The organism is Streptomyces sp. NPDC088246 (assembly GCF_044741025.1).
GTDB lineage: Bacteria > Actinomycetota > Actinomycetes > Streptomycetales > Streptomycetaceae > Streptomyces.
In genome coordinates this window covers 65,530-91,508 of record NZ_JBIURV010000030.1, presented here as the reverse complement: position 1 = coordinate 91,508, position 25,979 = coordinate 65,530, and the positions used below count along the sequence as shown (strand labels likewise).

Annotated in this window: 21 protein-coding genes and 10 pseudogenes; 16 read left to right on the top strand and 15 right to left on the bottom strand. The window is 70.7% G+C overall.

The features are described 5' to 3' along the window. Positions 1-89 precede the first annotated feature (89 nt). Together ACIPEK_RS33000 and rsgA are read right to left on the bottom strand one after the other, a co-directional pair. A complete protein-coding gene (locus ACIPEK_RS33000) occupies positions 90-1,439 on the bottom strand; it encodes a DNA-3-methyladenine glycosylase 2 family protein (protein ID WP_402003726.1) in 1,350 nt (449 codons plus the stop codon). A gap of 70 nt (positions 1,440-1,509) precedes the next feature. Further along, positions 1,510-2,685, bottom strand: a complete 1,176-nt coding sequence (gene rsgA / locus ACIPEK_RS32995) for a ribosome small subunit-dependent GTPase A (protein WP_402003705.1) — start codon at positions 2,683-2,685, stop codon at positions 1,510-1,512. 336 nt (positions 2,686-3,021) lie between these two features. On the opposite strand from rsgA, the gene ACIPEK_RS32990 reads away from it, so the two are divergent. After that, the gene (locus tag ACIPEK_RS32990) at positions 3,022-3,561 is read left to right on the top strand and encodes a DUF5949 family protein (RefSeq protein WP_402003702.1); all 540 of its coding nucleotides are present in this window, start codon (positions 3,022-3,024) and stop codon (positions 3,559-3,561) included. 161 nt (positions 3,562-3,722) lie between these two features. Here the strand turns inward: ACIPEK_RS32990 and ACIPEK_RS32985 are convergent. The 6 genes and pseudogenes from ACIPEK_RS32985 to ACIPEK_RS32960 form a co-directional block, all read right to left on the bottom strand. After that, positions 3,723-4,131, bottom strand: a pseudogene (locus ACIPEK_RS32985) (rodlin). Between the two features lie 119 nt (positions 4,132-4,250). Next, entirely contained in the window at positions 4,251-4,451 is a 201-nt protein-coding gene (locus ACIPEK_RS32980) for a hypothetical protein (RefSeq protein ID WP_383078312.1), read from the bottom strand. A gap of 257 nt (positions 4,452-4,708) precedes the next feature. Continuing rightward, entirely contained in the window at positions 4,709-5,128 is a 420-nt protein-coding gene (locus ACIPEK_RS32975; RefSeq protein WP_402003699.1) for a rodlin, read from the bottom strand. 186 nt (positions 5,129-5,314) lie between these two features. After that, positions 5,315-5,605 (bottom strand): hypothetical protein, encoded by a 291-nt coding sequence (locus ACIPEK_RS32970; RefSeq protein WP_402003696.1) that lies wholly within the window; start codon positions 5,603-5,605, stop codon positions 5,315-5,317. Positions 5,606-5,850: 245 nt separating this feature from the next. Further along, entirely contained in the window at positions 5,851-6,084 is a 234-nt protein-coding gene (locus tag ACIPEK_RS32965; protein WP_402003693.1) for a chaplin, read from the bottom strand. A 294-nt stretch (positions 6,085-6,378) separates the two neighbouring features. After that, a complete protein-coding gene (locus ACIPEK_RS32960; RefSeq protein ID WP_402003690.1) occupies positions 6,379-6,780 on the bottom strand; it encodes a rodlin in 402 nt (133 codons plus the stop codon). Positions 6,781-7,309: 529 nt separating this feature from the next. On the opposite strand from ACIPEK_RS32960, the gene ACIPEK_RS32955 reads away from it, so the two are divergent. Further along, complete coding sequence (locus ACIPEK_RS32955; RefSeq protein ID WP_402003687.1) at positions 7,310-8,134, top strand: chaplin; 825 nt, start codon at positions 7,310-7,312, stop codon at positions 8,132-8,134. A gap of 354 nt (positions 8,135-8,488) precedes the next feature. Here ACIPEK_RS32955 and ACIPEK_RS32950 read toward each other — a convergent pair. Then, positions 8,489-9,424, bottom strand: a pseudogene (locus ACIPEK_RS32950) (dihydrodipicolinate synthase family protein). Positions 9,425-9,653: 229 nt separating this feature from the next. Between ACIPEK_RS32950 and ACIPEK_RS32945 the strand changes: the two are divergent. From ACIPEK_RS32945 to ACIPEK_RS32935, 3 genes are all read left to right on the top strand, one after another. Further along, positions 9,654-9,974 carry an acetylxylan esterase gene (locus ACIPEK_RS32945; RefSeq protein WP_402003684.1) on the top strand — a complete coding sequence of 107 codons (321 nt, stop codon included), beginning with the start codon at positions 9,654-9,656 and terminating at the stop codon, positions 9,972-9,974. Next, a complete protein-coding gene (locus ACIPEK_RS32940; protein ID WP_402003723.1) occupies positions 9,881-10,294 on the top strand; it encodes an NEW3 domain-containing protein in 414 nt (137 codons plus the stop codon). The genes ACIPEK_RS32945 and ACIPEK_RS32940 overlap by 94 nt, the downstream gene beginning before the upstream one ends. A gap of 114 nt (positions 10,295-10,408) precedes the next feature. Beyond that, positions 10,409-11,605, top strand: coding sequence for an FAD-dependent monooxygenase (locus ACIPEK_RS32935; RefSeq protein WP_402003681.1), 1,197 nt, complete (start codon positions 10,409-10,411; stop codon positions 11,603-11,605). On the opposite strand, the gene ACIPEK_RS32930 is transcribed toward ACIPEK_RS32935, so the two are convergent. Together ACIPEK_RS32930 and ACIPEK_RS32925 are read right to left on the bottom strand one after the other, a co-directional pair. Beyond that, entirely contained in the window at positions 11,596-11,838 is a 243-nt protein-coding gene (locus ACIPEK_RS32930) for a hypothetical protein (protein WP_402003678.1), read from the bottom strand. The genes ACIPEK_RS32935 and ACIPEK_RS32930 overlap by 10 nt on opposite strands. Positions 11,839-11,901: 63 nt before the next feature. After that, a pseudogene (locus ACIPEK_RS32925) lies at positions 11,902-12,288 on the bottom strand (FadR/GntR family transcriptional regulator); the annotation flags it as partial. On the opposite strand from ACIPEK_RS32925, the pseudogene ACIPEK_RS32920 reads away from it, so the two are divergent. From ACIPEK_RS32920 to ACIPEK_RS32900, 5 pseudogenes are all read left to right on the top strand, one after another. Next, positions 12,280-12,741, top strand: a pseudogene (locus ACIPEK_RS32920) (dihydrodipicolinate synthase family protein); the annotation flags it as partial. The pseudogenes ACIPEK_RS32925 and ACIPEK_RS32920 overlap by 9 nt on opposite strands. A gap of 58 nt (positions 12,742-12,799) precedes the next feature. Continuing rightward, a pseudogene (locus ACIPEK_RS32915) lies at positions 12,800-13,725 on the top strand (ROK family protein). Next, a pseudogene (locus tag ACIPEK_RS32910) lies at positions 13,722-14,401 on the top strand (N-acetylmannosamine-6-phosphate 2-epimerase). The pseudogenes ACIPEK_RS32915 and ACIPEK_RS32910 overlap by 4 nt, the downstream one beginning before the upstream one ends. Before the next feature lie 63 nt (positions 14,402-14,464). Then, positions 14,465-15,340, top strand: a pseudogene (locus tag ACIPEK_RS32905) (MFS transporter). Positions 15,341-15,498: 158 nt separating this feature from the next. Further along, positions 15,499-15,624, top strand: a pseudogene (locus ACIPEK_RS32900) (DUF5937 family protein); the annotation flags it as partial. An 89-nt stretch (positions 15,625-15,713) separates the two neighbouring features. On the opposite strand, the gene ACIPEK_RS32895 reads toward ACIPEK_RS32900, so the two are convergent. Together ACIPEK_RS32895 and ACIPEK_RS32890 are read right to left on the bottom strand one after the other, a co-directional pair. After that, positions 15,714-16,940: an acetyl-CoA C-acetyltransferase gene (locus ACIPEK_RS32895; protein WP_383078325.1), complete on the bottom strand. Its 1,227-nt coding sequence runs from the start codon at positions 16,938-16,940 to the stop codon at positions 15,714-15,716. A gap of 103 nt (positions 16,941-17,043) precedes the next feature. Further along, positions 17,044-17,973, bottom strand: a complete 930-nt coding sequence (locus tag ACIPEK_RS32890) for a LysR family transcriptional regulator (protein ID WP_402003720.1) — start codon at positions 17,971-17,973, stop codon at positions 17,044-17,046. A 199-nt stretch (positions 17,974-18,172) separates the two neighbouring features. Here ACIPEK_RS32890 and ACIPEK_RS32885 point away from each other — a divergent pair. The 4 genes and pseudogenes from ACIPEK_RS32885 to ACIPEK_RS32870 form a co-directional block, all read left to right on the top strand. Continuing rightward, a pseudogene (locus ACIPEK_RS32885) lies at positions 18,173-18,339 on the top strand (CoA transferase subunit A); the annotation flags it as partial. Between the two features lies 1 nt (position 18,340). Beyond that, positions 18,341-18,477, top strand: a pseudogene (locus ACIPEK_RS32880) (3-oxoadipate--succinyl-CoA transferase subunit B); the annotation flags it as partial. A 40-nt stretch (positions 18,478-18,517) separates the two neighbouring features. Then, positions 18,518-20,077, top strand: coding sequence for a 3-hydroxyacyl-CoA dehydrogenase (locus ACIPEK_RS32875; RefSeq protein WP_402003675.1), 1,560 nt, complete (start codon positions 18,518-18,520; stop codon positions 20,075-20,077). Between the two features lie 142 nt (positions 20,078-20,219). Next, positions 20,220-20,612 (top strand): VOC family protein, encoded by a 393-nt coding sequence (locus tag ACIPEK_RS32870; protein WP_402003672.1) that lies wholly within the window; start codon positions 20,220-20,222, stop codon positions 20,610-20,612. A 217-nt stretch (positions 20,613-20,829) separates the two neighbouring features. Here ACIPEK_RS32870 and ACIPEK_RS32865 read toward each other — a convergent pair whose 3' ends face one another. Together ACIPEK_RS32865 and ACIPEK_RS32860 are read right to left on the bottom strand one after the other, a co-directional pair. Beyond that, positions 20,830-21,528, bottom strand: coding sequence for a DUF6597 domain-containing transcriptional factor (locus ACIPEK_RS32865; protein WP_402003669.1), 699 nt, complete (start codon positions 21,526-21,528; stop codon positions 20,830-20,832). An 82-nt stretch (positions 21,529-21,610) separates the two neighbouring features. Beyond that, positions 21,611-22,777 carry a YihY/virulence factor BrkB family protein gene (locus ACIPEK_RS32860; protein WP_402003666.1) on the bottom strand — a complete coding sequence of 389 codons (1,167 nt, stop codon included), beginning with the start codon at positions 22,775-22,777 and terminating at the stop codon, positions 21,611-21,613. 17 nt (positions 22,778-22,794) lie between these two features. On the opposite strand from ACIPEK_RS32860, the gene ACIPEK_RS32855 reads away from it, so the two are divergent. Further along, positions 22,795-24,432 (top strand): acyl-CoA dehydrogenase family protein, encoded by a 1,638-nt coding sequence (locus tag ACIPEK_RS32855; protein WP_402003663.1) that lies wholly within the window; start codon positions 22,795-22,797, stop codon positions 24,430-24,432. Between the two features lie 244 nt (positions 24,433-24,676). Continuing rightward, the gene (locus ACIPEK_RS32850; RefSeq protein WP_402003660.1) at positions 24,677-25,963 is read left to right on the top strand and encodes a GAF domain-containing protein; all 1,287 of its coding nucleotides are present in this window, start codon (positions 24,677-24,679) and stop codon (positions 25,961-25,963) included. The last annotated feature ends 16 nt before the right edge of the window (positions 25,964-25,979 follow it).

Below are 25,979 nucleotides of genomic sequence, written 5' to 3'. Positions count from 1 at the left end.
CGACACACCCCACCCAACGCCACAACACCGGCCCGGGACACCCCCGGAACGGTCACGCCATACGAATCAACGACCCGCGAAGTCCGGGCCTAGAGGCTCAGGTGCCGTACGGCGTACGAACGCCAGGGCCGCCACCGCTCCGCCCCGGGCCTCCCGTCCGGATCCACATCGGGGTCGCCGAGCGCACGCATCCTGATGAGCGCCGCAGCCGCCGGACCGATCCCCTGCAGCCGCAGCAGCGCCTGCTCGGCCTCGTCGCGGTCGGCCCCGGCGTCGAGCCGTACGTCCCCGTCGGCGAGCGCGGTCGCCAGAGCCCGCGACGCCGGGTCGTCCACCGCACCGGCCAGCACTCCCGGCTCGGGAAAGACATGCGTGAGCCCGCCGCAGGGGACGTCGAGGACCTTCCCGTACATCTCGACGAGCCGCTCGGCTCCGGGCCGGCCCACCAGCGTCCGTACGGCGAACTCCTCCGGATCCGCGGCACCCGGCGAGCGCAGCCCCGGGCGGGCGGCGACACTCGGTGCGAGTCGCGGGTCGGTGCCGAGCCGCTCGTCGACTGCGTACGGATCGGCGTCCAGGTCGAAGAGGCGCCGCAGCCGCTGCACGGCCGTCGTCAGATCCCGCAGGTCCGTGAGGTGGATCCGGGCGTCCAGCCAGCGCCCGGCGGACCGTTCGTCGACGGCCACGATGCCCGTGCCGTACGGGAGCCGCAGGGTGCGCCGGTAGGTACGGGCACCGGGATCCCCGCTGACCTCCTCGATCCGGGCGACCGTCTCGCCCGCCAGGAGATCGAAGACCTCGCGGGCCGCGTACGGCCCCCGGTGGGCGAGCCGCAGCGGGATCCCGGTGGTGCGCGCCTCCCGTACCGCCGCTCCCAGCCCCGTCCCGGCCTCGGCGCGCAGTGCGCTCGGCGTACGGGCATAGATCTGCCGGATCGTGTCATTGAACTGCCGCACGCTGGCGAAGCCGGACGCGAAGGCGATCTCGGTCACGGGCAGCCCGGTCGTCTGGAGCAGCACCCGCGCGGTGTGGGCCCGCTGGGCGCGGGCGAGCGCGACGGGTCCGGCGCCCAGCTCCGCGTTGAGCTGCCGCTGCACCTGCCGTGAGCTGTAGCCGAGCCGGTGGGCGAGACCGGGCACGCCCTCCCGGTCGACCACGCCGTCGCCGATCATCCGCATGGCCCGGCCGACGACATCGGCCCGGACGTTCCAGTCGGCGGAGCCGGGCACGGCGTCCGGGCGGCAGCGTCGGCACGCCCGGAAGCCGTTGCCCTGGGCGGCGGCCGCCGTCGGGTAGAAGCGGACGTTCTTCCGCTTGGGGGTGACAGCGGGGCAGCTCGGCCGGCAGTAGATGCCGGTCGTTTCGACGGCGAAGAAGAACTCCCCGTCGAAACGGGCGTCACGGCTGCTCACCGCCTCGTACCTGGTCTGTTCGTCCATCACACCGTCCAGTGTGCGGCACCCCCGGGTACCGCACTGGCGGTATTCGGACGTCGACCAGGGTTGCGGCCTACCGCAGCCGGCCTCGCTTCGCGTCCATGGCCGCCCGGCCCTCGGCCCCTCTGCGCTTCCATTCACGCAGCATTTCGGACCGCACCCGGGCATCGGTCTTGGCGACGATGCGCTGGTTCTCGCGCAGCAGCTTGCGGAAGCTGTCGAGGCGCCGCTCCGAGAGCGAACCCTCCTCGATCGCGGCGAGTACCGCGCAGCCGGGCTCCGACTCATGGGCGCAGTCGTGGAACCGGCACTGCTCGGCCAGCTCCTCGATCTCGGAGAAGACCTGGCCGACGCCGGTCTCCGCGTCCCAGAGCCCGACCCCGCGCAGTCCGGGGGTGTCGATCAGTACGCCCCCGGAGGGCAGGACCAGCAGATTGCGGGTCGTGGTGGTGTGCCGGCCCTTGCCGTCGACATCACGGGCGGCCTGCACCTCCATCACGTCGCGGCCGAGGAGGGTGTTGGCGAGGGTCGACTTGCCCGCGCCGGACGCCCCGAGCAGCACGCTCGTCCCGCCCGCGACGATGGCGCCGAAGACGTCGAGCCCTTCCCCGGTGGCGGAGCTGACGGGCAGCACCTGTACACCGGGCGCGATGGCCTCGATGTCCTGGACGAGGTACGACAGCGTGGCGGTGTCCGGCACCAGATCGGCCTTGGTCAGCACCACGATCGGCTGGGCGGCGCCGTCCGAGGCGGACGCCCCGTCGCGCAGCAGCGCGTCGCCACTGGAACTGGACATGGCCAGCGCGAGGAAGCGCTCCACCCGTCCCAGGTCGAGCTCCACGGCGAGCGAGACACAGATGGCGATGTGATCGACGTTGGTGGCCAGCACCTGTCCCTCGGAGCGCTGCGACGACGTCGAGCGGACGAAGGCCGTACGCCGCGGCAGCAGCGTCCGTACGAACTGCGGATCGCCGTCGGGGTCGACGGCGACCCAGTCGCCCGTGCAGACGATCCGCATCGGATCACGCGGGACGACGAAGGCGGTGTCGGCCCGGAGCGTGCCGTGCGGGGTGACGACATCGCACTGCCCGCGATCCACCCGCACCACGCGTCCGGGCAGCAGGCCCTGTCCGGCGTACGGAGCGAACTCGGCGGCCCAGTCGTCGTCCCAGCCGTACGGGGACAGCGGATGCGAGGCGGACGAGCCCTGAAGAGAAGAGGCGAAGGACGGAGAAGACGGGAAAGACAAGGGAAACCCTTCAAAGGGTGGCCCCGGCAACGCGCACACAGGCGCGGAGAGTTACGGAAAGGTCAGCCGGCGACCACGGGGGTGGAAACGATGCTCCTCTGGTTGTGGGCAACGCCCACCGCAGCGACAGTCATCAATGTCCTCACCTCCTGGTTCAAGCACGGGGCCGACACCGGCGGTTCTTGTCCGCCGTCCGGAACGCTGCACACGATAGCCCGCGACCGTCGGGTGCCGTCAACACATTTGATCCACGGGATCCGGCAGCTCCGCCCCGGGGCACTTCACGGCCGCATTCATCGGAGATATCCGTAGATCTCCCTCGATCAGGTGGTACACATGCACAACGACCGGTCACTGGTCGTCAAGGTGCCGAGCACGACCTCGCCCCAGACCGCCGCCGGCGCGTTCACACGAGCCCGGTTGGGCACGATCACGCTGATCGGGTGGAGCGGCGAGCACCCCGATGGCGGCCACGACGTCGCCTTCCTTCTCGTCTACTCACTGGGCGACGGGACGGACGGCCCGGCCGCCGGTGAGGCCGCCATGCGTGTGGCTCTGGACCGCAGTGGACTGCCGGTCGGCGCCGGTCCCGTCCACGCCGTCGAGACCCCGGGCCTACCGGTGAAGCTGCTCGTCCAGCCCGGCCAAGCGGTCCTGACGCTGCCTCATTTCACCGCGCAGTACCCCGCACCGTCCGAGTGGCTGGCCGCGGCCCGCGAACGGGGCGAGGTGCACGCGATGTTCGCCACCCGTCCGTGGCACCGGGGCACGCCGGGCCGGCCGGTCAGCGACGAGCTGCTGCGGTCGTTCGCAGGCGACGAAGAGGTCATCATGACCTCCACCCACTGCGTCCTTCCAGTACGCGGTCTGGGCTGAGCCGCCCGCGTACGCCAGATGCCCACCGCCCCCCGTGGAACGGTGGGCGTCATCGTGTGTGGAGCCCTTGGACTGCGCCCCGGACACTGCTCGGTGGCGCCGTACGCCGGAGTGCGGGCGATTGCCGGGCGGATCCCCGAATCGCCCGCACTTCAGGAGTCTCAGCTGTTGCCGACCCCATTGTCGGAGAGCACCGGGATGTCGTCCACGAGGTGCGACAGCGCCTCGTCGCCCTTGGCCTGGGTGGAGTTCTCCGTGCACTGCTGGTTCTGCGGCGAGGACGGCACGTTGACGTCCTGAGCCGCGACCGGGACCAGGCCGACGAGCGAACCGGCGTCGGCCTTGAGCGGCAGGCCGGCGCAGGCCTTGTTCAGCGTGCCCTGGACGAGCTGGAACTGCGAGCCGCCGTCACCCTGGGTCACGCTGTTGCCGAACTCGCACACGGTTTCGCTGCCGTTGACCGAGTTGGTCCCCTGTTCATCACCGATCGCGATGGCCGCGGGGGGCAACGGCGGCGGACAGACCGGCCAAGGACACGGCCACTGCTGCGCCGGCCATCATCTTCTTCATCACGCTTCACCTCTCGGAGCGTCCCGTTGTGGAACGCATTGGTCAACCTGCTACGGCAGCACCAGCTCCGCATTACCACTCACATGGTTTCGATCCGGCGCGAGTCCGACGCCGCGCCCTCACCCGTCGACGTCCTCTTCGGAGATACGGGCCGCCGGAACGCGACTTCCCGCGCAAGGTGGATGGGGCTGCGCGGACGGCGCCGGCTCCGGGCCGCCGCGGGCCGCCTGCCATTCGGCGAGCAGCCGGTCGTAGATGGGTGTGACGTCCTGCGCGTGCCGCTGCCGGCCGCTGGGGCGTTGACTGTCGTACTGGTCCATGAACAGCTCTTACCCGGTGCGACGGGTGACGTCTGCCGTCACTACGGCAACCGGCCCAGTACGCCCGTCCCTTCGAGGGGTCGGCGAGGCCCCGGACACACGACATGGGGCCGCGGCATCCGGGCCGCCGAAGAACGGCTGCCACGTGGATGTGCCGGCCCCACGGGTTTTTCACACACTGCGGGCAGGCGTACTCGAAGCCGCCCGTGACGCTGTCCTCCACGAGTTCGAGGAATCAGCGACGAGCGACCGGAGCCTCACGGGTTCTGGTTGTTGCCGGTGCCGTTGCCGGACAGGACCGGAATGCCGCTCAGGCTGTGCGACAGCGCCTCATCACCCTTGGCCTGGGTGGAGTTCTCCGTGCACTGCTGGTTCTGCGGCGAGGCCAGGGCGTTGATGTCCTGGACCGAGACCGGAACGGCGCCGAGGACCGAACCGACGTTGACCTTGGCCGGCAGGGCGACGCAAGGCTTGTTGAGCGAGCCCTGGACGAGCGCGAACTGCGGGCTCCAGTCACCGTGGGTGGCGGAGTTGCCATACGGCTGGACAGCATCGTTGCCGTTGAACGACGTCGTGCCACCGTCGTTGCCGACGGCCATGGCCTGCGGAGCGATCGCGACGGAGACGCCGACGATCGAAGCAGCGACGGCTGCCGAGGCCATAATCTTCTTGATCACGAAATACCCCCTCTGGGGTTTTCTGTTGCCCGCCTGTCCGGAGCGCTCTGACCAACTCGGTGCGGCAGGGGCGGTTGTGCCGATTCACTCGGACGATGTTTTTGCTGTCCGGTTGTTCGCCGAATGCACAGCACCAAAGGACTGCGAAATGCCGCCGATGAACGGGGAACTGCGTGGCGCGACGGATCAACCGCCGAGCGGCAGGCCGCCCATCAGCGGGGCCGCGCCTTTGGCCGCACCGGCGGCCTGGCCGGCCACGTTGGTGACGGCGCCGTTCTTCTGCACCGAATCGGCGGCACCGCCGACCGTGTCGACGATCGGGTCGACAGCCTGCGGAGCTCCTTCCGCGACCTGGTTGACACCGCCGTCGAGGCTGAAGTCGGGGGCCGTGGTGGCGGTAACGGCGAGGGCGGGAGCAGCCGTTCCGAGAGCAACCACGGAACCGGCAACGAACGCAGCGGTCTTCGCGTACTTCACTTTCAGGTTCCCTTCTGCAGCGGCATCTGTTCCGGTCGCACATCCGAGCCGCACAAGCCTTCTTCAGCTGTGTCTTCTGCTGCTTTCGCCCTGGGTAACGATGTGGTTGCGACACGGCAACTGGATGGGCCGCCTTTTCTCCGGGACCACGCGATCGACTACCGGGAATGGGGAAAGGCCCCGGCACGCATCGGATGCGTGCCGGGGCCTTCCGGTCATGAGCGTTCGGCTGGGCCGACCGGAGGTCAGCCGGTGGTGCAGGCGTTACCGAAGGCGGGGTTGACCGGAGCGATCACGCTCACGGTGTTGCCGCAGAGGTTGACCGGAACGTGGACCGGGGCCTGGACGGCGTTGCCGGCCACCACGCCCGGGGAGTTTTGGGCGCCGCCCTCGGCACCTGAGTCGGCGAAGGCGGGCGCGGCAGCACCCATCGCCATCAGGGTTCCGGCGGCAATGGCGGCAACCTTGGTGTACTTCACTTTTTTCCCTTTCTTTGACGGAGTCCGGAGCGGCCACGTCTTTCGTGCCGCACGAGCGCGGTCCTGATCACTCGTAACTCCGCCGCTGCAATTGGTAACGATGTAAGACCGTAGGCGAAACTCTTTGAGAAGAAGATCCCCCGAAAAATCGCCCGAATGACGCAGTATCGTTCACGCAATGTCACGGGCGCGATCATCGGACAATCTGATGTGCCGGTAGCGGGAAAGGCGGCAGCGGGATCGAGCCGCACGGAGGAGGAATGCCGACGGCCCGGGCCCGCCACAGCGACTGGATCAGCTGTTGCCGACACCGTTGCCGGAGGGCACCGGGATGTCGCCCAGCACGTGCGACAGCGGCTCGTCGCCCTTGGTCTGGATGGAGTTCTCCGCGCACTGCTGGTTCTGCGGCGAGGCCAGCACGTTGACGTCCTGAACCGCGACCGGGACCGCGCCGGGGATCGAGCCGGCGTTGGCCTTGGCCGGCAGGCCGATACACGGCTTGTTCAGGCTGCCCTGGACCAGGCCGAACCGGGGGCTGCCGTCACCACGGGCCTCGGAGTTGCCGAACGACTGCGCGGCTCCGCTGCCGTTGACCGAGGTCGTACCGTTGTCGTCGCCGATCGCCATGGCCTGCGTCGTGCCCAGACCGAGGATGGAGGCGGCAACGGCACCCGTAGCCAGAACCTTCTTGATCACGATGAACCCTTCTCGTGCCGAACACCCCGTACCGGAGCTCCCTGCCCAACTCGTGACCGGGGGTTGGGTTCTCTCCCTTCACCCGAATGCCCAGGCGCACGGACAGCAGCACGAAGCAACACCACGGGGGCCGCAGGAGCATTCAGCCGCCCAGGCCTCTTCGTCGAGGTGTCAACGGCCACGCCGTCATGCGGAGTTGAGCACCTGCGCGCAGTGAATGACGTCAGGGTGAACGCACATAAGCAACCCGTTCGAGTGGTCACAAAATTTCCACGACCTTTCGAGTTTCCTCAACAATTCCTCCTCGTTATTGGTTCTACCAACCGCGCAGCTTGGGTGTTCACCGAACAGAAATAGGACTTATCACATGAAGAACGCTTCTTCGTGGTCTCTCCTCCTTTCCGTAACCGCCGCTTGCCGACTCACGTAGGAAGACCCCCGGGGTAGCGTCCCCGGCGCGAGCTGCACTGCCTGATGAATGAACCGCGAGCGTTCCGCTCGCACGGAATGTCCTAAGGAAGGGCAACCAATGCGAAAAGCCTTGAGTAAGAGCGTGCTGGTCATGGCGGCGGCGTCAGGCATCCTGACCGCGGCCGGCGGGTACGCGTTCGCGGATGCGTCGGCCGATGGCGCCGCCACCGGTTCGCCGGGCATCGGCTCGGGCAATGCCGTGCAGGTGCCGGTGCACGTTCCCGTCAACGTGTGTGGCAACACGGTCAATGTGGTCGGTCTGCTGAACTCCGCGTTCGGCAACAATTGCTCCCACGCGAGCGGTGCCGGGAACAGCAACGGGGGCCAGAGTGCGAGTGCCGAGGGCCTCGCGACCGACTCTCCCGGTGTGCTGTCCGGAAACCTGATCCACGCTCCGGTGGACGTCCCGGTCAATGTCTGTGGCAATAGTGTCGCTGTCGTCGGTGCGCTGAACCCGGCCTCCGGCAACGAGTGCTCCAACGCCAGCGAGCCGACCGTGCCGCCGGTGGTCGAGCCCCCCGTGGTCGAGCCGCCGGTGGTCGAACCGCCCGTGGTCGAGCCGCCGGTTGTCGAACCGCCCGTGGTCACACCCCCCGTGGTCACACCCCCCGTAGTCACACCCCCCGTAGTCACACCCCCCGTAGTCACACCCCCCGTGGTCACACCCCCGGTAGTCACGCCCCCGGTCACGCCCGCCGTGGTCACACCCCCTGCCGGTGAACCGCGGACCAATGAGCCGACGATCACCTCCGGGGGACCGATCACCAGCGCGCAGCTGGCCCACACCGGTGCCGCTGATCTCGGCGTGGCTGCCGGCACGAGCGCCGCGCTGCTGCTCGGTGGCGCGGTACTGATGCGCCGGGTCCGCCGCTCGCAGAGCTGATCCACGAATCAGTCAGCCGGGAGACGAACAGGTCCGGTCGGACAGCCGATGCTGTCCGACCGGACCTGCTGTGCGTACGGAACTCGACCGGTGGGCCCCGCCGACGGTCCACGCGGTCAGTCGGTGCCGAGCGGGTGGAGCGCGGGCCGGTGTGCCCCGGCTCAGAGCCTGTCGGGTGACCTCCGACCGGGCGGCCACGCCCTGGCACGCACGCTTCCCGCGTTGCCGTCAGTCACCGACTCCCCCATAGCTGAAGGCATGGGGGACCCCCTTCGCGTCGACTCCCTCCTCCGCCTCGGAATCGCACGCACCAGACCGCGTCCGCTATCCGACCGGAGGTCACCCGACAGGCTCTCAGGCCCGGGAGAGCCCCGCGCCGTCCAGGCAGGCCGCGATCGTTGCGGTCTCTGCCGCGTCCAGCCGACGCATCGGCGGGCTCATCACATTGGTGGTGATGAGCCCGCGCAGCATCAAAGCCGTCTTGAACGCGCCGAGGCCGGCGGCGGTGGCGGACACCGTGCCGGGACGGGCCGCACGAACGATGTCGAAGAGCGCGACGAGACGCTCCTGTTCGGAACCGGCGGTGGCCCAGTCGCCGCGTACCGCGGCCTCGTGGAGACGTACGTACCCGTGCGGGTCCACATTGCCGAGCCCGGGGACGGAGCCGTCCGCACCGACGAGCATCATCGCGTCGACGACCAGTTCGTGCCCGGTGAGGACAGAGAACCCCGGCAGTTCACGGGCCCCGATGGTCAGGCGTCGGAACGAACCGTCGTCGCCGCTGGAGTCCTTCACCCCGGCCAGCACACCGTCCGCGGCAAGCGGCAGCAGCAGTTCCGGGGCGAGCTTGCTGTGCACGCAGACCGGCACGTCGTACGCGAGGACCGGCAGGTCGAGGGCGGCGGAGACATCGCGGAGTGGCGGTCGATCTCGGTGTCGTGCGTGCGCGTGTAGCAGGGCGCGGTGACGACGACGGCGTCGGCGCCGAGGCCCGCGGCTGCGCGGGCCCGCTCGATCGCCCGGTTGGTGGTGGTCTCGATCGCACCGACGAGGACCGGGACCTGTCCGGCGGCCGCGGCCGTGATGACCTTGATGACCTCGTCCTGCTGCCCGGGCGTCAGATAGGCCGTCTCGCCCGAGCTGCCGAGTGCGAACAGACCGCTGACACCGCCGTCGAGCAGATGCCCCACGACCCGCTCCAGGGAAGGCCGGTCGATCTCACCGTCCGCGGTGAGCGGGGTGACGACGGGCGGGATCACTCCGCAGTAGCGGGGGGTTTCGGGCGGTCATGCGGTGCTCCTTGCGGACGGTACGGGGGCTGGGTCCCCGGCGGGGGACGCGGAGCTCTGGGGGTGGACGCAGTGCCGGCGGTGCTCGCCCGGGGCGGATCCTGGCCCGGCGGGGCCCTTGACGGCCACCGCGAGCGGTGCCTAGGGCCCATGCGCCGATAAGACATCTGACGTCTTCTGTCTTGATGCCCGGCGGTCATCGCCCCGGTTCGACCCAGGGGGGCACCTCCATGCCGTTGACGGACCTCTCGCTCGCGGACTGCCGCGATTTCCGGCCCGAACTGCCGGATCCAGCCGACTTCGACGCCTTCTGGTCGAGCACGTCGAGCGGGGCTCCCGCCGCCGACAACCGGCGCCCGGCACAGAATCCGGTGTTCACGCCCGTGGACACCGGGCTCACCCGGATCCGTACGTACGATGTGACATTGCCCGGCTTCGCCGTACGGCCGGTCCACGGCTGGCTTCGCTCACCCGGCTGCCCGACGGGCGCCTCGGACTGCTCTACGAGCGGGCCGATTACCAGCACATCACCTACGCGTCGTTCGATCTGAAGTGGCTGGGCGGCACCTGCGCGGACGTCACGATCACCCCGCCCACGACCCTGAAGGCGGGAGCGGACGCGAAGATCACGGTCCGCGTCGTCAGCCGGATGGATGTGCGGCGCGGACCGGGAACGGTCGGTCTGACCGTGCCGGCCGGCTGGACGGCGAAGCCGGTGACCGTCCCCGCGTTGAATCCGGGCCAGGGCGCGAACGTCAAGGTTCCGGTCACCGTGGCGGCCGGGGCGTCGGGCAACGCCGCACTCACCGCGACGTACCGCACGGGCGGGCTGCAGGCCTCCGGCAGCGGGACGGCGGCCGTGACTCCGTAACAGCCGGACGGACGCTCCGGGAGGTGCGCGCGTCATCGTCACCCGTGCCCGGGTGCGACGATGAGGGCGTTCAGCACCTCCCGGAGCGTCAGAACAGGTGGTAGCACGGTGGCAGTGACGGGCTTACGCATCGGGGTGGTCGGCGGCAGCATCGCCGGCTGCGCCATGGCGATCGCCGGAACCCGAGCCGGGGCGGAGGTCACCGTCCACGAGCGCAGCAGCGGCGAGCTTCAGGACCGGGGGTTCGGCATCGTCATCCCGCCGCCGCTGCATCAGGAGCTGATCACGGGCGGGTACCTGGGCGCGGACATGCCCACGATGCCGGTCGCCACCCGCATCTGGCTCGCGCGGGCTCCGGGGCGGCACTCGACGCGTGAGCTGGCACGGCAGGCGAGCCCGGTGTCACCGTGCAACTGGGGCCTGTTGTGGCAGGCGCTGCGCTCGAACATCGGGGAGAGCGCGTATCACCGCGGGCTGCCCGTCGGCTCCGTCGGCCGTACGCACTCCGGCCACGCCCTGATCCGCACCGCGGAATGGGAGCAGGAATACGACATCGTCGTCGGGGCCGACGGGCACCGGTCCGTCACCCGCGAGCTGATCGCACCCGAGGTACGTCCTGCTCCCGCCGGATACCTGGTGTGGCGGGGCACGATTCCGCCGAGCGCGCTCCGCGACCATCCCAAGCAACTGGAGCTGCTGAAGACCGCCTGGATCACGCTGGGATTTCCGGGCGGGCACGGTGTGTTCTACCTGATTCCGGGTGCGGATCCGGGATCGCGTCTGCTGGCATATGCCATCTACGCATATCCCCCGGCTTCGGCTCCGGTTTCAGCTTCGGCTTCGGAAGTCCCGGTCTGCGCCGCGTATGTGCGGAACATCGCCGATGAGCACTTCCCGGCGGAGTGGGCCGATGTCGTCGCCCGGGGAGAGCACACCTCCCAGACGCTCCATCCGGTTGCCGACTTCGTCGTGCCCCGGGCGGCCGAACCGCCGTTCCTGCTGGCGGGTGACGCGGCGAGCGTCACCAGACCGCACACCGCCAGCGGCGCGGTCAAGGCGCTCCAGGACGCGCTGTGTCTGGAGCGGACGCTGCGTGAATCCCCCTCGGCGGCCGAGGCGTTGCGCCGGTACGCGGACGAGCGCACCGCCGAGGGGGCCCGCCTGGTCGGGCTGGGACGCAGGCTGGGGCGTGCACTGGTCGAGAACACGCCCGACTGGCCGGCGATGGGGCCCGCCGATGTGAACACCTGGAGCCGTGCCACGTTGAACGGCGCCAGAAGTTATCTGTACGGCGGCGTTCATCAGCGCTGACGGGCCCGTCCCCGCGCGTAGCTGTTCGACGGCTGCCAGTCCGGAGAGCAGATTGCCGCTCTGGAACATGTAGCCGATGCGTTCCCGGCGTACTCCGGCGCGCTGGGCGTCGGAGAGTCCGGCGAGGTCCTCGCCGTCCAGCAGCACCTGCGCGGCTGTGGGGCGCAGCAGCGCGCCGCGACGGCGAGCAGCGTGGATTTGCCGGAGCCCGACGGGCCGACGAGGGCGGTCATGCAGCCCGGTTCGAAGGTGACGTCAAGGCCGTCGAAAACGGTGCTACGGGCGCCGGCGCCCCGCTACGGGGCCGGTACCGGTTCGAGACGGCCGCGGATGCCGTCGAAGTGGGTGCGCATGGCACATACCGCGCGTTCGCCGTCGGCCGCCTCGATCGCCTCGACGATCTCGCGGTGCTGTGCACAGGTGGCCGCGGGGTCCTGATGGCCGTCGTCGAGGTCCTCGCGCACCCGGTCCATGGCCGCCCAGAACGCATCGAGGACCTCGCTGAGCAGGTGGTTGTCGAGCGAGGCGTAGAGCGCGAGGTGGAACGCCCGGTCGGTGCCGCGCGCCACCCGGCCGCCGTCGCGGGCCTCGGCCTCCATCTTCGCGACGAGGCCGCGCAGCACTTCGAGGTCCTCGTCGGGTATGCCGGCCGTGACGGCGCCGACCAGACCCGCCTCAGCAGCGGCGACGAGGGCGGACTTCGCCGGCTGATCGTCGAGCTGGGTGGCCGCGACGGCCGGAAGGACGGCCCGGCGCCGCGGTTCAGCGTGCTCACCGGTTCCGAACTCACCGTGGACGCGGCCCTGTTGGCCGGGGCCGACGGTGTCGTGCCGGGCATCGGCAATGTCGACCCGGCCGGTTACGTAAGGCTCTACGACGCCGCGCGGGCCGGGAACTGGAAGCTGGCCGCGAAGGAGCAGGAGCGGCTCGTCGAGCTGTTCGCCATGGTCGACGCCGGTCCGGAGGCGGACATGGGCCGCAGCTCCTCGGCGCTCGGCTCGTTCAAGGCGGCGCTCCGACTGCTCGGCATCATCCGGTGCGGTGACACGGCCTTCCCCCAGATCCAGCTGAGCGCCGAGTCCGTCGCCCTGGTCGCCCAGCGCCTGCGCGCCGCCGGTCTGCCGCCGGTCCGATGAACGCCCCTCCCGGTCGGCGGCCGGCGAAGCGGATACCGGAGCCGTTGCCGGAACCACAGTGATCGGTCTCGATCTCGGTGGTACGAAGATCGCCGCCGCGCTCTTCGGTGCCGACGGCACGGTCCTGGCACGGCACACCCGGCCACTCCGGCCCGGGACGGCGCGACGGCCGTACTGGACGCACTCGCCGAAGCGGCCGCCGCCGTCGATCCGGAGCGGCTGGCCACAGCGCTCGGCATCGCGGCAGCCGGGGTCGTAGACCCCCGTACCGGCGTGGTCACCAGCGCCACCGACTCCATACGCGGCTGGGCCGGCACCGCGCTGGGCGCCGGTCTCGCGGACCGCACCGGATACCCGGTCGCCTGCGACAACGACGTACGCGCCACGGCAGGACCGGAACTCGCGGCACAGACGGCGGACGGCTCGGGCCACGGGTCGCTGCTGTTCGTGGCGGTCGGTACGGGCGTGGGCGGTGCGATCGCCGTGGACGGACGGATGCTGCACGGCGCCGCCGGCATCGCCGGGCATCTCGGCCATCTGCCCAGCCCCGAAGCGGCCGGAGTGCCCTGTACCTGCGGTGCCACCGGGCATCTGGAGGTCATCGCCTCCGGGCCCGGCATCGCCGCCCATTACGAGCGGCTGACCGGCACCCCCGTGGACCGGCTCGAAACCGTCGCCGCGCGGGCCGCGCGGGGCGAAGCGGCCGCAGTCCGTGCCATCACCACCGGCGCGGCCGCCACCGGCCGTGTACTCGGCGGACTCGCCAACGCGCTGGGGCCCGACCGGGTCGTCGTAGGCGGCGGAGTGCCGCGGATCGGCCCGTTGGACGGGGAGGCCCTGACCGCCGCCTTCACCGCGGAACTGATGCCGCCGCTGCGCGGACTGGTACCCGAGGCGCCGCGGTTCGCCGCCGACCCAGCCGTGCTCGGCGCCGCCGCCCTGACCACCGCTCTTCCCCTCCACCACCCGGGAGCCCTCCGATGACCGCGCAGGAACTCACCCATTCCCTCCAGGGCAGGCTGATCGTGTCCTGTCAGGCACCTCCCGGCGACCCGATGCGGGAGACCGGCACCCTCGTCCGGCTCGCCCGGTCGGCCGCTGCCGGCGGGGGCGCCGCGATCCGTGCCAACGAGCCGGAGGTCGTCGCCGCGATCGTCGAGGCCGTGGATCTTCCGGTCATCGGTCTGTGGAAGGACGGCGACACCGGCGTCTACATCACCCCGACGGTCCGGCACGCCCTGGCGATCGTCGAGGCCGGCGCGGATGTCGTCGCGGCGGACGCCACCGACCGGCCGCGCCCCGACGGCTCCACCTTCGCCGAGCTGGTCGAGGCGGTCCAGCGGCCGGCGCCCTGGTGATGGCCGATGTCTCCACGCTCGCCGAAGGCATCGCGGCGGCCGGGCAGGGCGCGGACCTCGTCTCCACCACCCTCTCCGGCTATGTTCCCGGCACACCGAAGCAGACCGGCCCCGATCTCGGCCTGGTCGCCTCGCTGTCCGCCGCGATCGACGTCCCGGTGGTCGCGGAGGGCCGTATCAACACCCCCGACGATGCCGCAGAAGCCCTGGCGCGCGGCGCACACAGCGTTGTCGTCGGCACCGCCATCACCGCACCCACCGCCCTGACCGCCCGCTTCGTCGCAGGCATCGCCCGGCCCTGACCTGCCCCCACTACGCGGACCGGCAGCTCAAGGGCGAGTGCCGTCCCGCATCCTGGAGTCACCGTGCAGACCACATCACCCCCTGCGCCTCCCTGGTACCGAGAGGTGAGCGGTACCCAGTGGAAGTCGTTCCTCGCCGCCTGGATCGGCTACGTCCTCGACGGCTTCGACTTCGTGCTGATCACACTCGTGCTCACCGAGATCAGCGACGACTTCGGTCTGAGCACGGTGCAGGCCGCCAGCCTGATCTCCGGTGCGTTCATCACCCGCTGGCTGGGCGGTGCGGTGCTCGGTGCCATCGGCGACCGGTACGGCCGCAAGCTCTCCATGGTCCTGAGCACCCTGCTGTACTCGCTCGGCACCTTCGCCTGCGGCTTCGCCTGGAATACCAGAGTCTGTTCGCCGCCCGGCTGGCCATCGGCATGGGCATGGCCGGTGAGTACAGCGCCAGCGCCACGTACGTCATGGAGAGGCTGGACCGCGGGCTTCCTCGGTGACCGGATCGGCGCGAAGAAGGCGTACGCGCTGACGCTGCTCGCCTTCGTCTACCCGGTCTTCGCCGTGCACGACAACCTGCTGCTGCTCGGCATCCTGCTCTTCCTGCTGCAGGCGACCAGTTTCGGCATCTCCGGGCTGCTCCCCCGCTACATCGGCAGGCACTTCCCGACCGGGAGCCGGGGCGCGGCGCTCGGCTTCACGTACGACGTGGGAGCGCTCGGCGGTGCCGTGGCTCCGGTGCTGGGTGCGCATCTGGCGTCCGGGATGGATCTGGGACAGGCGCTGGCCGTGCTGACCTTCGCGAGCACGGTGATCGTGGTGCTGCTGATCGGGTTCGATGTACCGGCCAGGCTGAACCGGCTGACCGATCCGGACGCGGAGCGAGACCATCTCGCGGTGCCGCTGGAGACGGAGCGGGACGCGGCCAGGGCGACGGCATAGCGGGGGCCTGCGGAGGCACGGACGAGGGCGCGGGGCCGGATCCTGGTGGTGGTTGCCATGGCGTCAACGGTGCGTTCGGCCGCAGGGCCGAATACGTCGGTTGACGGGCACCGTCGACCGACGCCGTCACCGTCCATCCGGTCAGGGATGCTGAAGGGATGACGTTGAGGATCGACATCAGCGGCCCGCCGTCCGAGCGACTGCGGTTCGCCGCCTCCCCGCTGGCCGAGCTGACCGCGATGCTGCACGTGCTGGCCGAACCCGGGCATCATCCGCAGCTCGCCGCTGCGCACCCTGGCCCGCGGCCCGCACACCACCGGTGAACCGGCCCACCCCTGCGAACTTTCACCCCCGGAGGTTTCCCGCCGGACGTTCACGCGATGCGCTCGAAGATCGCGGCGAGGCCCTGTCCGCCGCCGATGCACATGGTCTCCAGGCCGTACCGGGCCTCGCGGCGGTGCAGCTCGCGGGTCAGTGTGGCAAGGATCCGGGCGCCTGTGGCGCCGACCGGGTGGCCGAGGGAGACGCCGGATCCGTTGACGTTGATGCGCTGCTCGTGGTCGGTGTCACCGAGACCCAACTCGCGGGTACAGGCGAGCACTTGGGCGGCGAAGGCCTCGTTGAGCTCGATCAGGTCGAGGTCGGTGAGGCTGAGTCCGGCGCGGTCGAGGGCGGCCCGGGTCGCCGGGACGGGGCCGATGCCCATGGTCGCGGCGGGCACCCCGGCGCGGGCGAAGGAGACCAGCCGGACCAGCGGGGTGAGGCCGAGCCGTTCGGCGGTGGCCGCGCTGGTCACCAGGCAGGCTGCGGCCGCGTCGTTCTGACCGCTGGCGTTGCCCGCGGTGACGGTCGCCCCGGGGTCGGACTTCGCCATGATCGGGCGCAGCGCGGCGAGTTGTTCCGCGGTGGTGTCGGGGCGGGGGTGTTCGTCGGCGGTGACAAGCGTCTCGCCCTTGCGGGTCCGTACGGTGACGGGGACGGTCTCCGCTTCGTACCGTCCCTCCGCCGCGGCCCGGCCGGCGCGCTGCTGCGAGCGCAGGGCGAGGGCGTCCTGTTCTTCGCGGCTGATGCCGTACGCGCGGCGCAGATTTTCGGCGGTCTCGATCATGCCACCCGGTACGGGGTGGTTGACGCCGCCGGCGGTGACCCTGCCGCGGGCCAGCGCGTCGTGGAGCTGGAGGCCGGGGCCCTTGATGCCCCAGCGGCCGTCGTGCGTGTAGTACGGGGCGGCGCTCATCACGTCGACGCCGCCCGCGATGACGGCCTCGCTGAAGCCGGCCCGGATCTGCATCGCCGCGTCGAGGACGGCCTGGAGGCCGGAGCCGCAGCGGCGGTCGATCTGGGATCCGGTGACGGTCTCGGGCAGTCCGGCGTCGAGGGCTGCGACCCGGCCGATGGCGGGGGCCTCTGCGGACGGGTAGGCGTGTCCGAGGATCACCTCGTCGACCGCGGCGGGGTCGATTCCGGTGCGGGCCACGACCTCGGCGATGACGCGTGCGGCGAGTGCGGCCGGCGTCTGCTGAGCGAACACTCCGCCGAAACGGCCGATGGGGGTGCGCAGCGGTTCACAGATGACGACGTCGAGCTGCTGGTCGGGCACGGCGTGACCTTTCGGTGGCGAGGGGCGTATGCCGCCGACCCTTGCACTCGGCGACTGAGCCGGTCCAATATCCAGTTCGCCCTGATTCAAGACGTGGCGCGTCTCAATGACGGCTTGCGGTGGTTCGGTCCCCGGCCGGACCCGCCGGCGTCGGCAGGGCTTCCTCCGCCACCGCGAGCACCGCCCGCAGAGCGGCGGAGGGATTGTCGGCCCGCCAGGCCAGCGCCGCCTGGAGACGGATGGGCGGTCCGGACAGGGGCCGGTAGACGAGGCCGTTCTGCTGGATGTGCTGTACGGAGGTGACGGTGAGCGTCACGCCGACGCCGGCGGCGACCAGCGCCAGGATGGTGTACGAGTCGGGCGCCTCCTGCACCACACGCGGGTTGAACCCCGCGGCCTCGCAGGCCCCGACCATCGCGTCGCGCACCGTGGAGCCGGTGTTGGCGGGGAAAGAAACGAAGGGCTCCTCGGCGAGGACGTCGGTGGGGACGCTCTCCAGCCGGGCGAGGCGGTGGTCCGAGGGCAGTGCGGACACCAGCTCCTCCTCGTCGATCACCCGGTACGCCACCCCCGGCCGGGTCACCGGCAGCCGGACGAACCCCAGGTCGAGCGAGCCGTCTGCGACCCGGTCGAGGGCGACATTGGCGTACGTCTGCCCCTTCATGACCAGTTCGAGGGCGGGGTGGGCGGCGCGCACGGCCCTGGTGAGGAGCGGCAGCGTCTCGTGGCTGGAGGCGCCCGCGAAGCCGATGGTGACCCGTCCGTACTCGCCGCGGCCGGCCGCCTTCGCGGACCGCACCGCTGTGTCGAGGTCGTCGAGCACGGTCCGTACCGGCTGGAGGAAGGACTCCCCCGCGCCGGTGAGCCGCACCGACCGGGTGTTGCGTTCGAAGAGCTGGACGCCCAGCTCCTTCTCCAGCTGCCGGATCTGCTGGCTCAGCGGCGGCTGGGCCATCTGCAGCCGCTTCGCGGCCCGCCCGAAGTGCAGTTCCTCGGCAACCGCGACGAACGCGAACAGATGGCGCAGTTCCATGCCCGCCCCTCCGGTCACCGGCTGGTCCCCACCGACCGGATCCATCGATCCAATTCATTGATCAGACGTCTTGATGCGACCTTAATTTGGTATTGGACAGCGATCAATAGCCGCTGACACGGTGGGCGACGCGCATAAACAGGGGCGCACGCAGAGCCGGAGGAGCACCGTGGCCACGACGGACCGGAAGGACAAGACGATGTCGATGGAGGCTGCGGTCGCCGCCTTCGTCCACGACGGTGGCACCGTCTGCCTCGAAGGCTTCACCCATCTCGTCCCCACCGCCGCGGGCCATGAGATCATCCGGGCCGCCGGGACCTCACTGTCGGCCGGATGACCGCGGACATCGTGGTGGACCAGGTGATCCACCGTAGAACAGGTACGGGCGGCCACCGGCTGGGACCTGCCGGTCGCCGAAAGGTCGGGACCGTACCGCCGCCGACCGCGGCCGAACTGCGGCTGCTGCGCGAGGACGTGGACCCGGACCGCGTCTATCTTCGCTGAGACGAATCACATGTCACACCCCGAGAGGACCGCAACCGCCATGCGTATCAGGATCGTCGGCGCCGGGGCCATGGGCCGCGGCATCGCCCAGTGGGCGGCGACCGCCGGACACACCGTCGAGCTGTGCGACGTACGGACGGAGGCGGTGACGACCGCCGTGGAATTCGTACAGTCCATGCTCGAACGGGCCGTACAGAAGGGCAGGATGTCCGCCGAGGACTCCGCCGCCGCCCTGGAGCGGCTGATCCCGCTGGACGACCCCTGGGTGGAGGGCCCGGGCGTCGAGCTGGTCATCGAGGCCGTGCGGGAGGACCTCGGCACCAAGACGGAGGTCTTCGGCCGGCTGGAGCAGGCGCTGCCCGCCACGGCCGTCTTCGCGACCAACACCTCCTCCCTGTCGGTCACCCGGATCGCCGCGGCGCTGAAGGACCCGACGCGCCTGGCCGGGCTGCACTTCTTCAACCCGGTACCGCTGATGAGGATCGTCGAGATCGTGCCGGGTGCGGCCACCCGTGCGGAGATCGTGCCGTCCCTCACCGCGCTCGTCGAGAGCTGCGGGCACCGTGCGGTCACGGTCGCCGACACCCCCGGATTCCTGGTCAATCACGCCGGCCGCGGTCTGGTGACCGAGGCGCTCGCGCTGCTGGAGGAGACGGTCGGCGACCCGGCGGGCATCGACCGGATCGCCCGTGATGTGCTCGGCCTGCGGATGGGCCCGTTCGAGCTGATGGACCTCACAGGTCTGGATGTGACGGCCGCCGTGACCGACTCGATCTGGCAGGGCTTCCGGTACGCGGACCGGCTCCGCCCCTCCTGTCTCACCCCCAACCGGGTGGCCGCCGGGCTGCACGGCCGCAAGACCGGGCGCGGCTGGTTCGACTACGGCCCCGAGGCGCCCGCCCCGGCCCCGGAACCACCGGTCACGGGCGACGCGGACCGCCCGGTGTTCGTCCACGGCGCCGCACCGCAGGACCGGGAGGCGGCCGCGCTGCGTGAAGCGCTGACCGCTGCGGGCGCCGTCGTCGAGACGGGCACGGAGCCGTCCGCCGACGCCCTCGTACTGATCCCGGCCTGGGGCACCACGGTGGCCTCCGCGATCGCCGCACACCGGCTGCCCGCAGGGCGCACCTTCGGCGTGGACCCGCTGCCTCCGGCCGGCCGGCGCCGGGTGCTGGCCGTGACCCCGGCGGCGGACCCGGCCGCCGCGCGCGACGCCCGCGCGGTGCTGGCCCGGGCGGCGGACGGCGACGGGCCCTACGCGGTCTCGGTGGTACGGGACACGGCGGGCTCGGTCGCTCAGCGGCTGCTCGCCTCGATCGTCTCGGTCGCGGCATCGATCGCGGAGCGCTCCATCGCCACCCCCGCCGATATCGACCTGGCCGTCACTGCCGGACTCGGCTACCCCGTCGGCCCGCTGGCCTGGGGCGACCGGATCGGCGCCGAACGGATGCTGGAGCTGCACCGGGCGCTGCACCGCACGACGGGCGACCCGCGTCATCGCCCGAGCCGCTGGGTCACCGAACGCGCCCAGCTCGGTCTGGCGCTGACGGACCCGGGGACGTCCCCCGCCGACTGCACGGGCGGCACCGCGTCGTCGTGACGGCGCGGCGGGACCTGCCCGGGGGCTTGCGGTCCCGGCGGGTCCCGCCGTACGCGGTCCGCGTCCTCGCAGATGTCCGAAGGTCACGGCCCATGTCCGTTTCGTACAAGACCCGTGGTGGGGTCCGGCCTACGGTCGGAACATGACTCCACGAATGGACGCGATCGGCATCATCACCGCGGATCTGACCGCATCGCTCGCCTTCTACCGCCGGCTCGGTCTCGACATCCCGGCCGACGCGGAATCCGCACCTCATGTCGAAGTGACGCTCCCGGGCGGGCAGCGCCTGCTGTGGGACACCGAGGACGTCATCGGCTCGTTCGACCCCGACTGGACACCGCCGCGCGGCGGGGAACGGCTCGGACTCGCCTTCCTCTGCGACAGCCCGGCGGAGGTGGACGCGGTGTACGACGACCTGACCGGCGCCGGATACCGGGGACATCTGAAGCCGTGGGACGCGGTGTGGGGTCAGCGATACGCGACGGTCCTCGACCCGGACGGCTGCGCGGTGTCGTTGTTCGCCGCCAACGTCTGAGAGCCTGTCGGGTGACCTCCGGTCGGATAGCGGACGCGGTCCGGTGCGTGCGATTCCAAGGCGGAGGAGGGAGTCGACGCGAAGGGGGTCCCCCCATGCCTTCAGCTATGGGGGAGTCGGTGACTGACGACAACGCGGGAAGCGTGCGTGCCAGGGCGTGGCCGCCCGGTCGGAGGTCACCCGACAGGCTCTGAGACCGGGTGCCTGCCCGGCCCCGTCACGTGGACGTGAGGTAGGCGGTCAGGGTGGTCCCGGCCAGGTCGCGCATCTCCCGCGCGAGATGGGCCTGGTCGGTGCAGCCCGCCTCGACCGCCGCCTCGGCGTACGGCGTTCCGGACCGGGCGAGAGTGAGCGCACGCTGCAGCCGCAGGACCCGGGCGAGCGTCTTGGGCCCGTAGCCGAAGGCCGCGAGTGAGCGGCGGTGCAGCTGGCGGGCGCCGAGGCCGGCCGTCTGCGCAGTGTCCGCGACGGACCGCCCGGCGCCGAGCTGTGCGGCGACGGACCGCATCACAGGGTCCGGCGGTGCCGTGTCGGCCGCCCGCCGCAGGGCGATGGTCTCCAGTGCGGCGGCGGGGTCGGGGGTCTCGGCGAGGCGCTCGTTGAGTACGCGGACCAGCGCGCCGGGCCACAGATCCGCGAGGTCGACCCGGCGGTCACGCAGTTCGTGCGCCGGTACGCCGAGGAGCGCGGGGGCCGTGCCGGGCGCGAAGCGGATGCCGGTGTACTGCCCGCCGGTTCCGACGGCCGACGTCCCGGCATGGGTGTCGGGGCCCGCGACGAGCAGCCGTCCGCCGGTCCAGAGCAGGTCCATGCAGCCGTCGGGCAGCACCGGGTGGACCGATCCTCCCGGCACACTCAGGGTCCACACGGTCGCACCGTCGAACCGCGACGCCCACTCCTCGTACCTGTCGGCCATACACCCCACGCTATTCCCGTCGGCGAACGGAATCGGCCTGCGGGGCGCCGCACCGGCCGTACCCGCCGGACAGCCGGCGTCCTCAGTCGTCGGACGGCTTGTTCGACTTGTCCGACTCCTTGTCGCGGCTCGGCTGCAGCCTGGACTTCACATCGTCCGGCGGCAGGAACCTCGACCAGCGCTCCGGGAACTCGGACGGCATATGGGAACTGTCACCGTCCTCGTCATCGTCGTCGTCCCAGTCCCCGTCCTGGTTCTCCGCCTGCGTCCGCGCAACGAACTCCGCGGCCTGGGCCGCTCGTACCCGCTCATTGGCCGCACGTGCCGCGGCCGTCGCCAGCGAGGGCCACACCCGGTCGATCGCGGCATTGACCGCCGCTCCGACCAGCACCGCGAACGCGGAGATACCGATCCACAGCAGGACCGCGATCGGGGCCGCCAACGAGCCGTAGATCGTGGGCCCCTCGACCGTACTGGTGAGGTAGATCCGCAGCAGGAAGCTGCCGAGCACCCACATCGCGAGCGCCACCAGCGCACCCGGCACGTCCTCGATCCACGGTGAACGGACCGGTACGGACACGTGGTACAGCGTCGTCAGGAACGCGATCGACAGCAGGATCACCAGCGGCCAGTACAGAACGCTTATGACCTCGGTGCCCCACGGGATGAGCTCCACGACCCGGTCGGGGCCGACCACGAGCAGCGGCAGCACGACGGCACCGAGCAGCAGCGCGACGACGTACAGCAGGAAGGAGAGCAGCCGCGTCTTGACGATGCCGCGCTGGCCGTCGAGGCCGTACATCACCGTGATCGTGTCGATGAAGACATTGACCGCGCGGGAGCCGGACCAGAGCGCGATGGCGAAGCCGATGGAGATGACATCGGGCCGGGCACCGGTGGTGACGTCCGCCAGGAGCGGTTTGGCGAAGTCGTTCACACCCCGCTCGCTGAGCACCGTCTGCGCGGCGTTGAGGATGTTGCGCTCGATGGAGGCGACCGTGGTGGTGTTGGTCCACTCGTCGACGTAACCGAGCAGACCGATCAGACCGAGCAGCAGCGGAGGCAGGGACAGCAGGGTGAAGAACGCCGCCTCGGCGGCGAGTCCCAGAATGCGGTACTCCATGCACGAGTTGACGGTGTCCTTGAGCAACTGCCAGACCATCTGCCGCTTGGAAACGTTGCGGTAGAGGACTCGGGCCCGGTGGAGCCGACCCGGTGGCCGCTCGGGTGTTTCATTTGCTGCCTGCACGTCCTTACCGTATCGGCATGGCAGCCACCACCCACACAGTGTCCAACCAGGTACCGCCGCTGGTCGGCTACGACGTCTTCGGCGCCGACCGCGCGCTCACGGAAGCGGTGCAACGTCACATGCCGCCCGAGCTCCTCGACGAGGCCCGGGGCGAGCTCGGCGAGCTGGGCAGATCCGCGGGCTCCGCGCAGGCGCAGGCGTGGGGGGTGCAGGCGAACGAGAATCCGCCGGTGCTGCGTTCCCACGACCGGTACGGGAATCGCATCGACGAGGTGGAGTTCCATCCGGCCTGGCACCGGCTGCTGGGTCATGCGGTCGCCGCGGGTCTGACCGACGCCTGGGGCAGGCCGAGCGGTCATGTGCGGCGGGCGGCCGGCTTCCTGGTGTGGACGCAGGCCGAGGCGGGGCACGGCTGCCCGCTGTCGATGACGCACGCGGCGGTGCCCGCGCTGCGGACCGATCCGGCGCTGGCCGCCGACTGGGAGCCGCTGCTGACCTCGAAGGTGTACGAGCAAGGGCTGCGGCCCGCGGCGCAGAAGGCCGGTGTGCTCTTCGGGATGGGCATGACGGAGAAGCAGGGCGGTACGGACGTTCGGTCCAATACGACGCGGGCCGAGCCGCTGGCAGCGGAGGGCGAGTATCTGCTCACCGGGCACAAGTGGTTCTGTTCGGCGCCGATGTCCGACGGCTTCCTGGTGCTGGCGCAGGCGCCCGCCGGCCTGACGTCTTTTCTGCTGCCCCGGGTGCTGCCCGACGGCACGCGGAACACGTTCACGATCCAGCGACTGAAGGACAAACTGGGCAACCGGTCCAATGCGTCGAGCGAGGTCGAGTTCGACGGGACGTGGGCGCGCCGGGTCGGCGACGAGGGGCGCGGGGTGCGCACCATCATCGAGATGGTGGCGGCGACCCGGCTGGACTGTGTGGTCGGTTCGGCGGCGCTGATGCGGCAGGCGGTGGCGCAGGCGATCCACCACTGCACATACCGCAGCGCGTTCGGCGGAGTACTGATCGAGAAGCCGCTGATGCGCAATGTGCTGGCCGATCTGGCACTGGAGTCGGAGGCCGCGACGGTGCTGGCACTTCGGCTGGCGGCCGCGTACGACGCCGATACGGAGAGCGAGCGGGCCTTCCTGCGGATCGCGGTGCCGACGGCGAAGTACTGGGTGACGAAGCGGTGCACGCCGATGGTGGGTGAGGCGCTGGAGTGTCTCGGCGGCAACGGTTATGTCGAGGAGTCCGGGATGCCGCGGCTGCTGCGCGAGGCGCCGCTCAACTCGATCTGGGAGGGCTCGGGGAATGTACAGGCGCTGGATGTGCTGCGGGCGCTGCAGCGCGAGCCGCTGGCACTGAACGCGTTCCTCCAGGAGGTCGGCAGGGCACGCGGCGCCGATCACCGGCTGGACGGGGCCATCAAGGACATGCTGACGGAGCTCGCCGATCTGAACGGGATCGAGGCACGGGCCCGCAGGCTGGTCGAGCGGATGGCTCTGGTGCTGCAGGGTTCGCTGCTGGTGCGCTGGGCGCCGCCGGAGGTCGCCGACGCGTTCTGTGCGTCACGGCTGGGCAGGGACTGGGGCACGGCATTCGGGACGCTGCCGCACAGCCTCGATCTGGCATCGGTCGTGGAACGGGCGCGGCCCGTGCAGCGTTAGCCGGAGAGGTACAGCAACGAAGGGTGGTGCTGCGCCGACACGGCACCACCCTCCATGCTGTGCACACCGGACAGCAAGGCACAGGCGCCGCCGTGCGGTGTTCCGTCACTCTCGTACGGACCTGCGCTCCCTCGCCAGAGTTGCAAAGGGTTGCAACCATTGTGTGGAGTGCGCTCTGCCGGGACCCTCGCAGCGGGCAGGATGGGCCCGGGGGCCGTTCGTCCGGCCCTGGCATCTGGGGGGAATGAGAGTGGAGACAAGCGCTGCCGAGGTAACGCGATCGGCTGTGCCGCGGTCCGTCCAGGCCCTACGCCTGATCCACCGGGCCAGGGAGGCGAAGCTCGTGGGCGAGCGTCCACCGGTTGCCCCGCGCGCGGAGATCGGCGCCTCGTGGGACCGGGTGCTGCGCAGCGGTATGGATCCGGATCAGTCCACCGAGAGTGTGCTGCTGGAGATGGACGAGATCGAGCACCGGCGCCGGAGTTCGACACTGGGCGAGGTGATGCCGCTGCTGAGCGAGGGCCTGGTCTCCCTGGCGGATGCCGCCCAGCAGATCGTGGTGGTCACCGATGTGGAGGGCCGGGTGCTGTGGCGCCAGGGCAATACGGGGGTGCTGCGCCGGGCTGACGGCATCTGTCTATCGGAGGGCGCGGCCTGGGCGGAGGCGAGCACGGGGACGAACGCGATCGGTACGGCGCTCGTCTCGCGCACACCGGTCCAGGTTCATTCGTCGGAGCATTTCGTGCGCAGTCTGCACGACTGGACCTGTGCGGCGGCCCCGGTGCGTGATCCGCGGGACAGCCGGCTGATCGGCATCGTCGACATCAGCGGTCCGGCGTCCACGTTCCATCCGACCTCGCTCGCCCTGGTCGGTTCGGTCGCCAGGCTGGCCGAGAGCGAGATCAGGAACCGCCATCTCCAGGCGATCGACCGGCTGCGCTCGGTGGCGGCACCGCTGCTGTGCCGGCTGGGCGGACGGGCCCTGGCGGTGGACGCCCACGGCTGGCTCGCCGCGGTGACCGGGATGCCGCCGGTCGACCGGCTGCCGCTGCCGAAGTCGTTGCAGCCGGGCCGGGTGTGGCTGCCGTCGCTCGGTATGTGTCAGGTCGAGCCGCTGCCCGGCGGCTGGCTGGTGCAGGTCACGGACGGGCCATCGGACGGGCCGCCGCGACGGGTGGTGCTGGACCTGAGCCGGCCGTGCGGGCTCACGGTCAATGTGGTGAGTGCGGTGGACACCTGGACGCAGCGGCTCTCGCCGCGCCATGCGGAGCTGCTGTACGCCCTGGCGCTGCACCGCGAAGGGCGTACGGCGTCCGAGCTGGCAAAGGACATCTTCGGCGACGCGACCCGGACGGTGACGGTGCGGGCGGAGATCTCGCGGATACGCCGCCATCTCGCGGAGGTGCTCGCACACCGCCCGTACCGCTTCGGCGAGGGGGTCGAGGTGGAGGTGATCCAACCGGATCATCCGGCCGATCTGCTGCCGCGCTCGACGGCTCCGGTGGTGGTCAGGGCACGTAAGGGCTCCTAGGACCTCCCTCCCGCCG

What these genes read in the sequence shown, in the direction of transcription:
- ACIPEK_RS32945 (WP_402003684.1), top strand. Translation starts at nt 9,654, where the DNA reads ATGCCGTTGACGGACCTCTCGCTCGCGGACTGCCGCGATTTCCGGCCC.
- ACIPEK_RS32980 (WP_383078312.1), bottom strand. Translation starts at nt 4,451, where the DNA reads ATGGACCAGTACGACAGTCAACGCCCCAGCGGCCGGCAGCGGCACGCG.
- ACIPEK_RS32890 (WP_402003720.1), bottom strand. Translation starts at nt 17,973, where the DNA reads ATGGAACTGCGCCATCTGTTCGCGTTCGTCGCGGTTGCCGAGGAACTG.
- ACIPEK_RS32930 (WP_402003678.1), bottom strand. Translation starts at nt 11,838, where the DNA reads ATGACCGCCCTCGTCGGCCCGTCGGGCTCCGGCAAATCCACGCTGCTC.
- ACIPEK_RS32990 (WP_402003702.1), top strand. Translation starts at nt 3,022, where the DNA reads ATGCACAACGACCGGTCACTGGTCGTCAAGGTGCCGAGCACGACCTCG.
- ACIPEK_RS32850 (WP_402003660.1), top strand. Translation starts at nt 24,677, where the DNA reads ATGAGAGTGGAGACAAGCGCTGCCGAGGTAACGCGATCGGCTGTGCCG.
- ACIPEK_RS32855 (WP_402003663.1), top strand. Translation starts at nt 22,795, where the DNA reads ATGGCAGCCACCACCCACACAGTGTCCAACCAGGTACCGCCGCTGGTC.
- ACIPEK_RS32870 (WP_402003672.1), top strand. Translation starts at nt 20,220, where the DNA reads ATGACTCCACGAATGGACGCGATCGGCATCATCACCGCGGATCTGACC.
- ACIPEK_RS32865 (WP_402003669.1), bottom strand. Translation starts at nt 21,528, where the DNA reads ATGGCCGACAGGTACGAGGAGTGGGCGTCGCGGTTCGACGGTGCGACC.
- ACIPEK_RS32875 (WP_402003675.1), top strand. Translation starts at nt 18,518, where the DNA reads ATGCGTATCAGGATCGTCGGCGCCGGGGCCATGGGCCGCGGCATCGCC.
- ACIPEK_RS33000 (WP_402003726.1), bottom strand. Translation starts at nt 1,439, where the DNA reads ATGGACGAACAGACCAGGTACGAGGCGGTGAGCAGCCGTGACGCCCGT.
- ACIPEK_RS32955 (WP_402003687.1), top strand. Translation starts at nt 7,310, where the DNA reads ATGCGAAAAGCCTTGAGTAAGAGCGTGCTGGTCATGGCGGCGGCGTCA.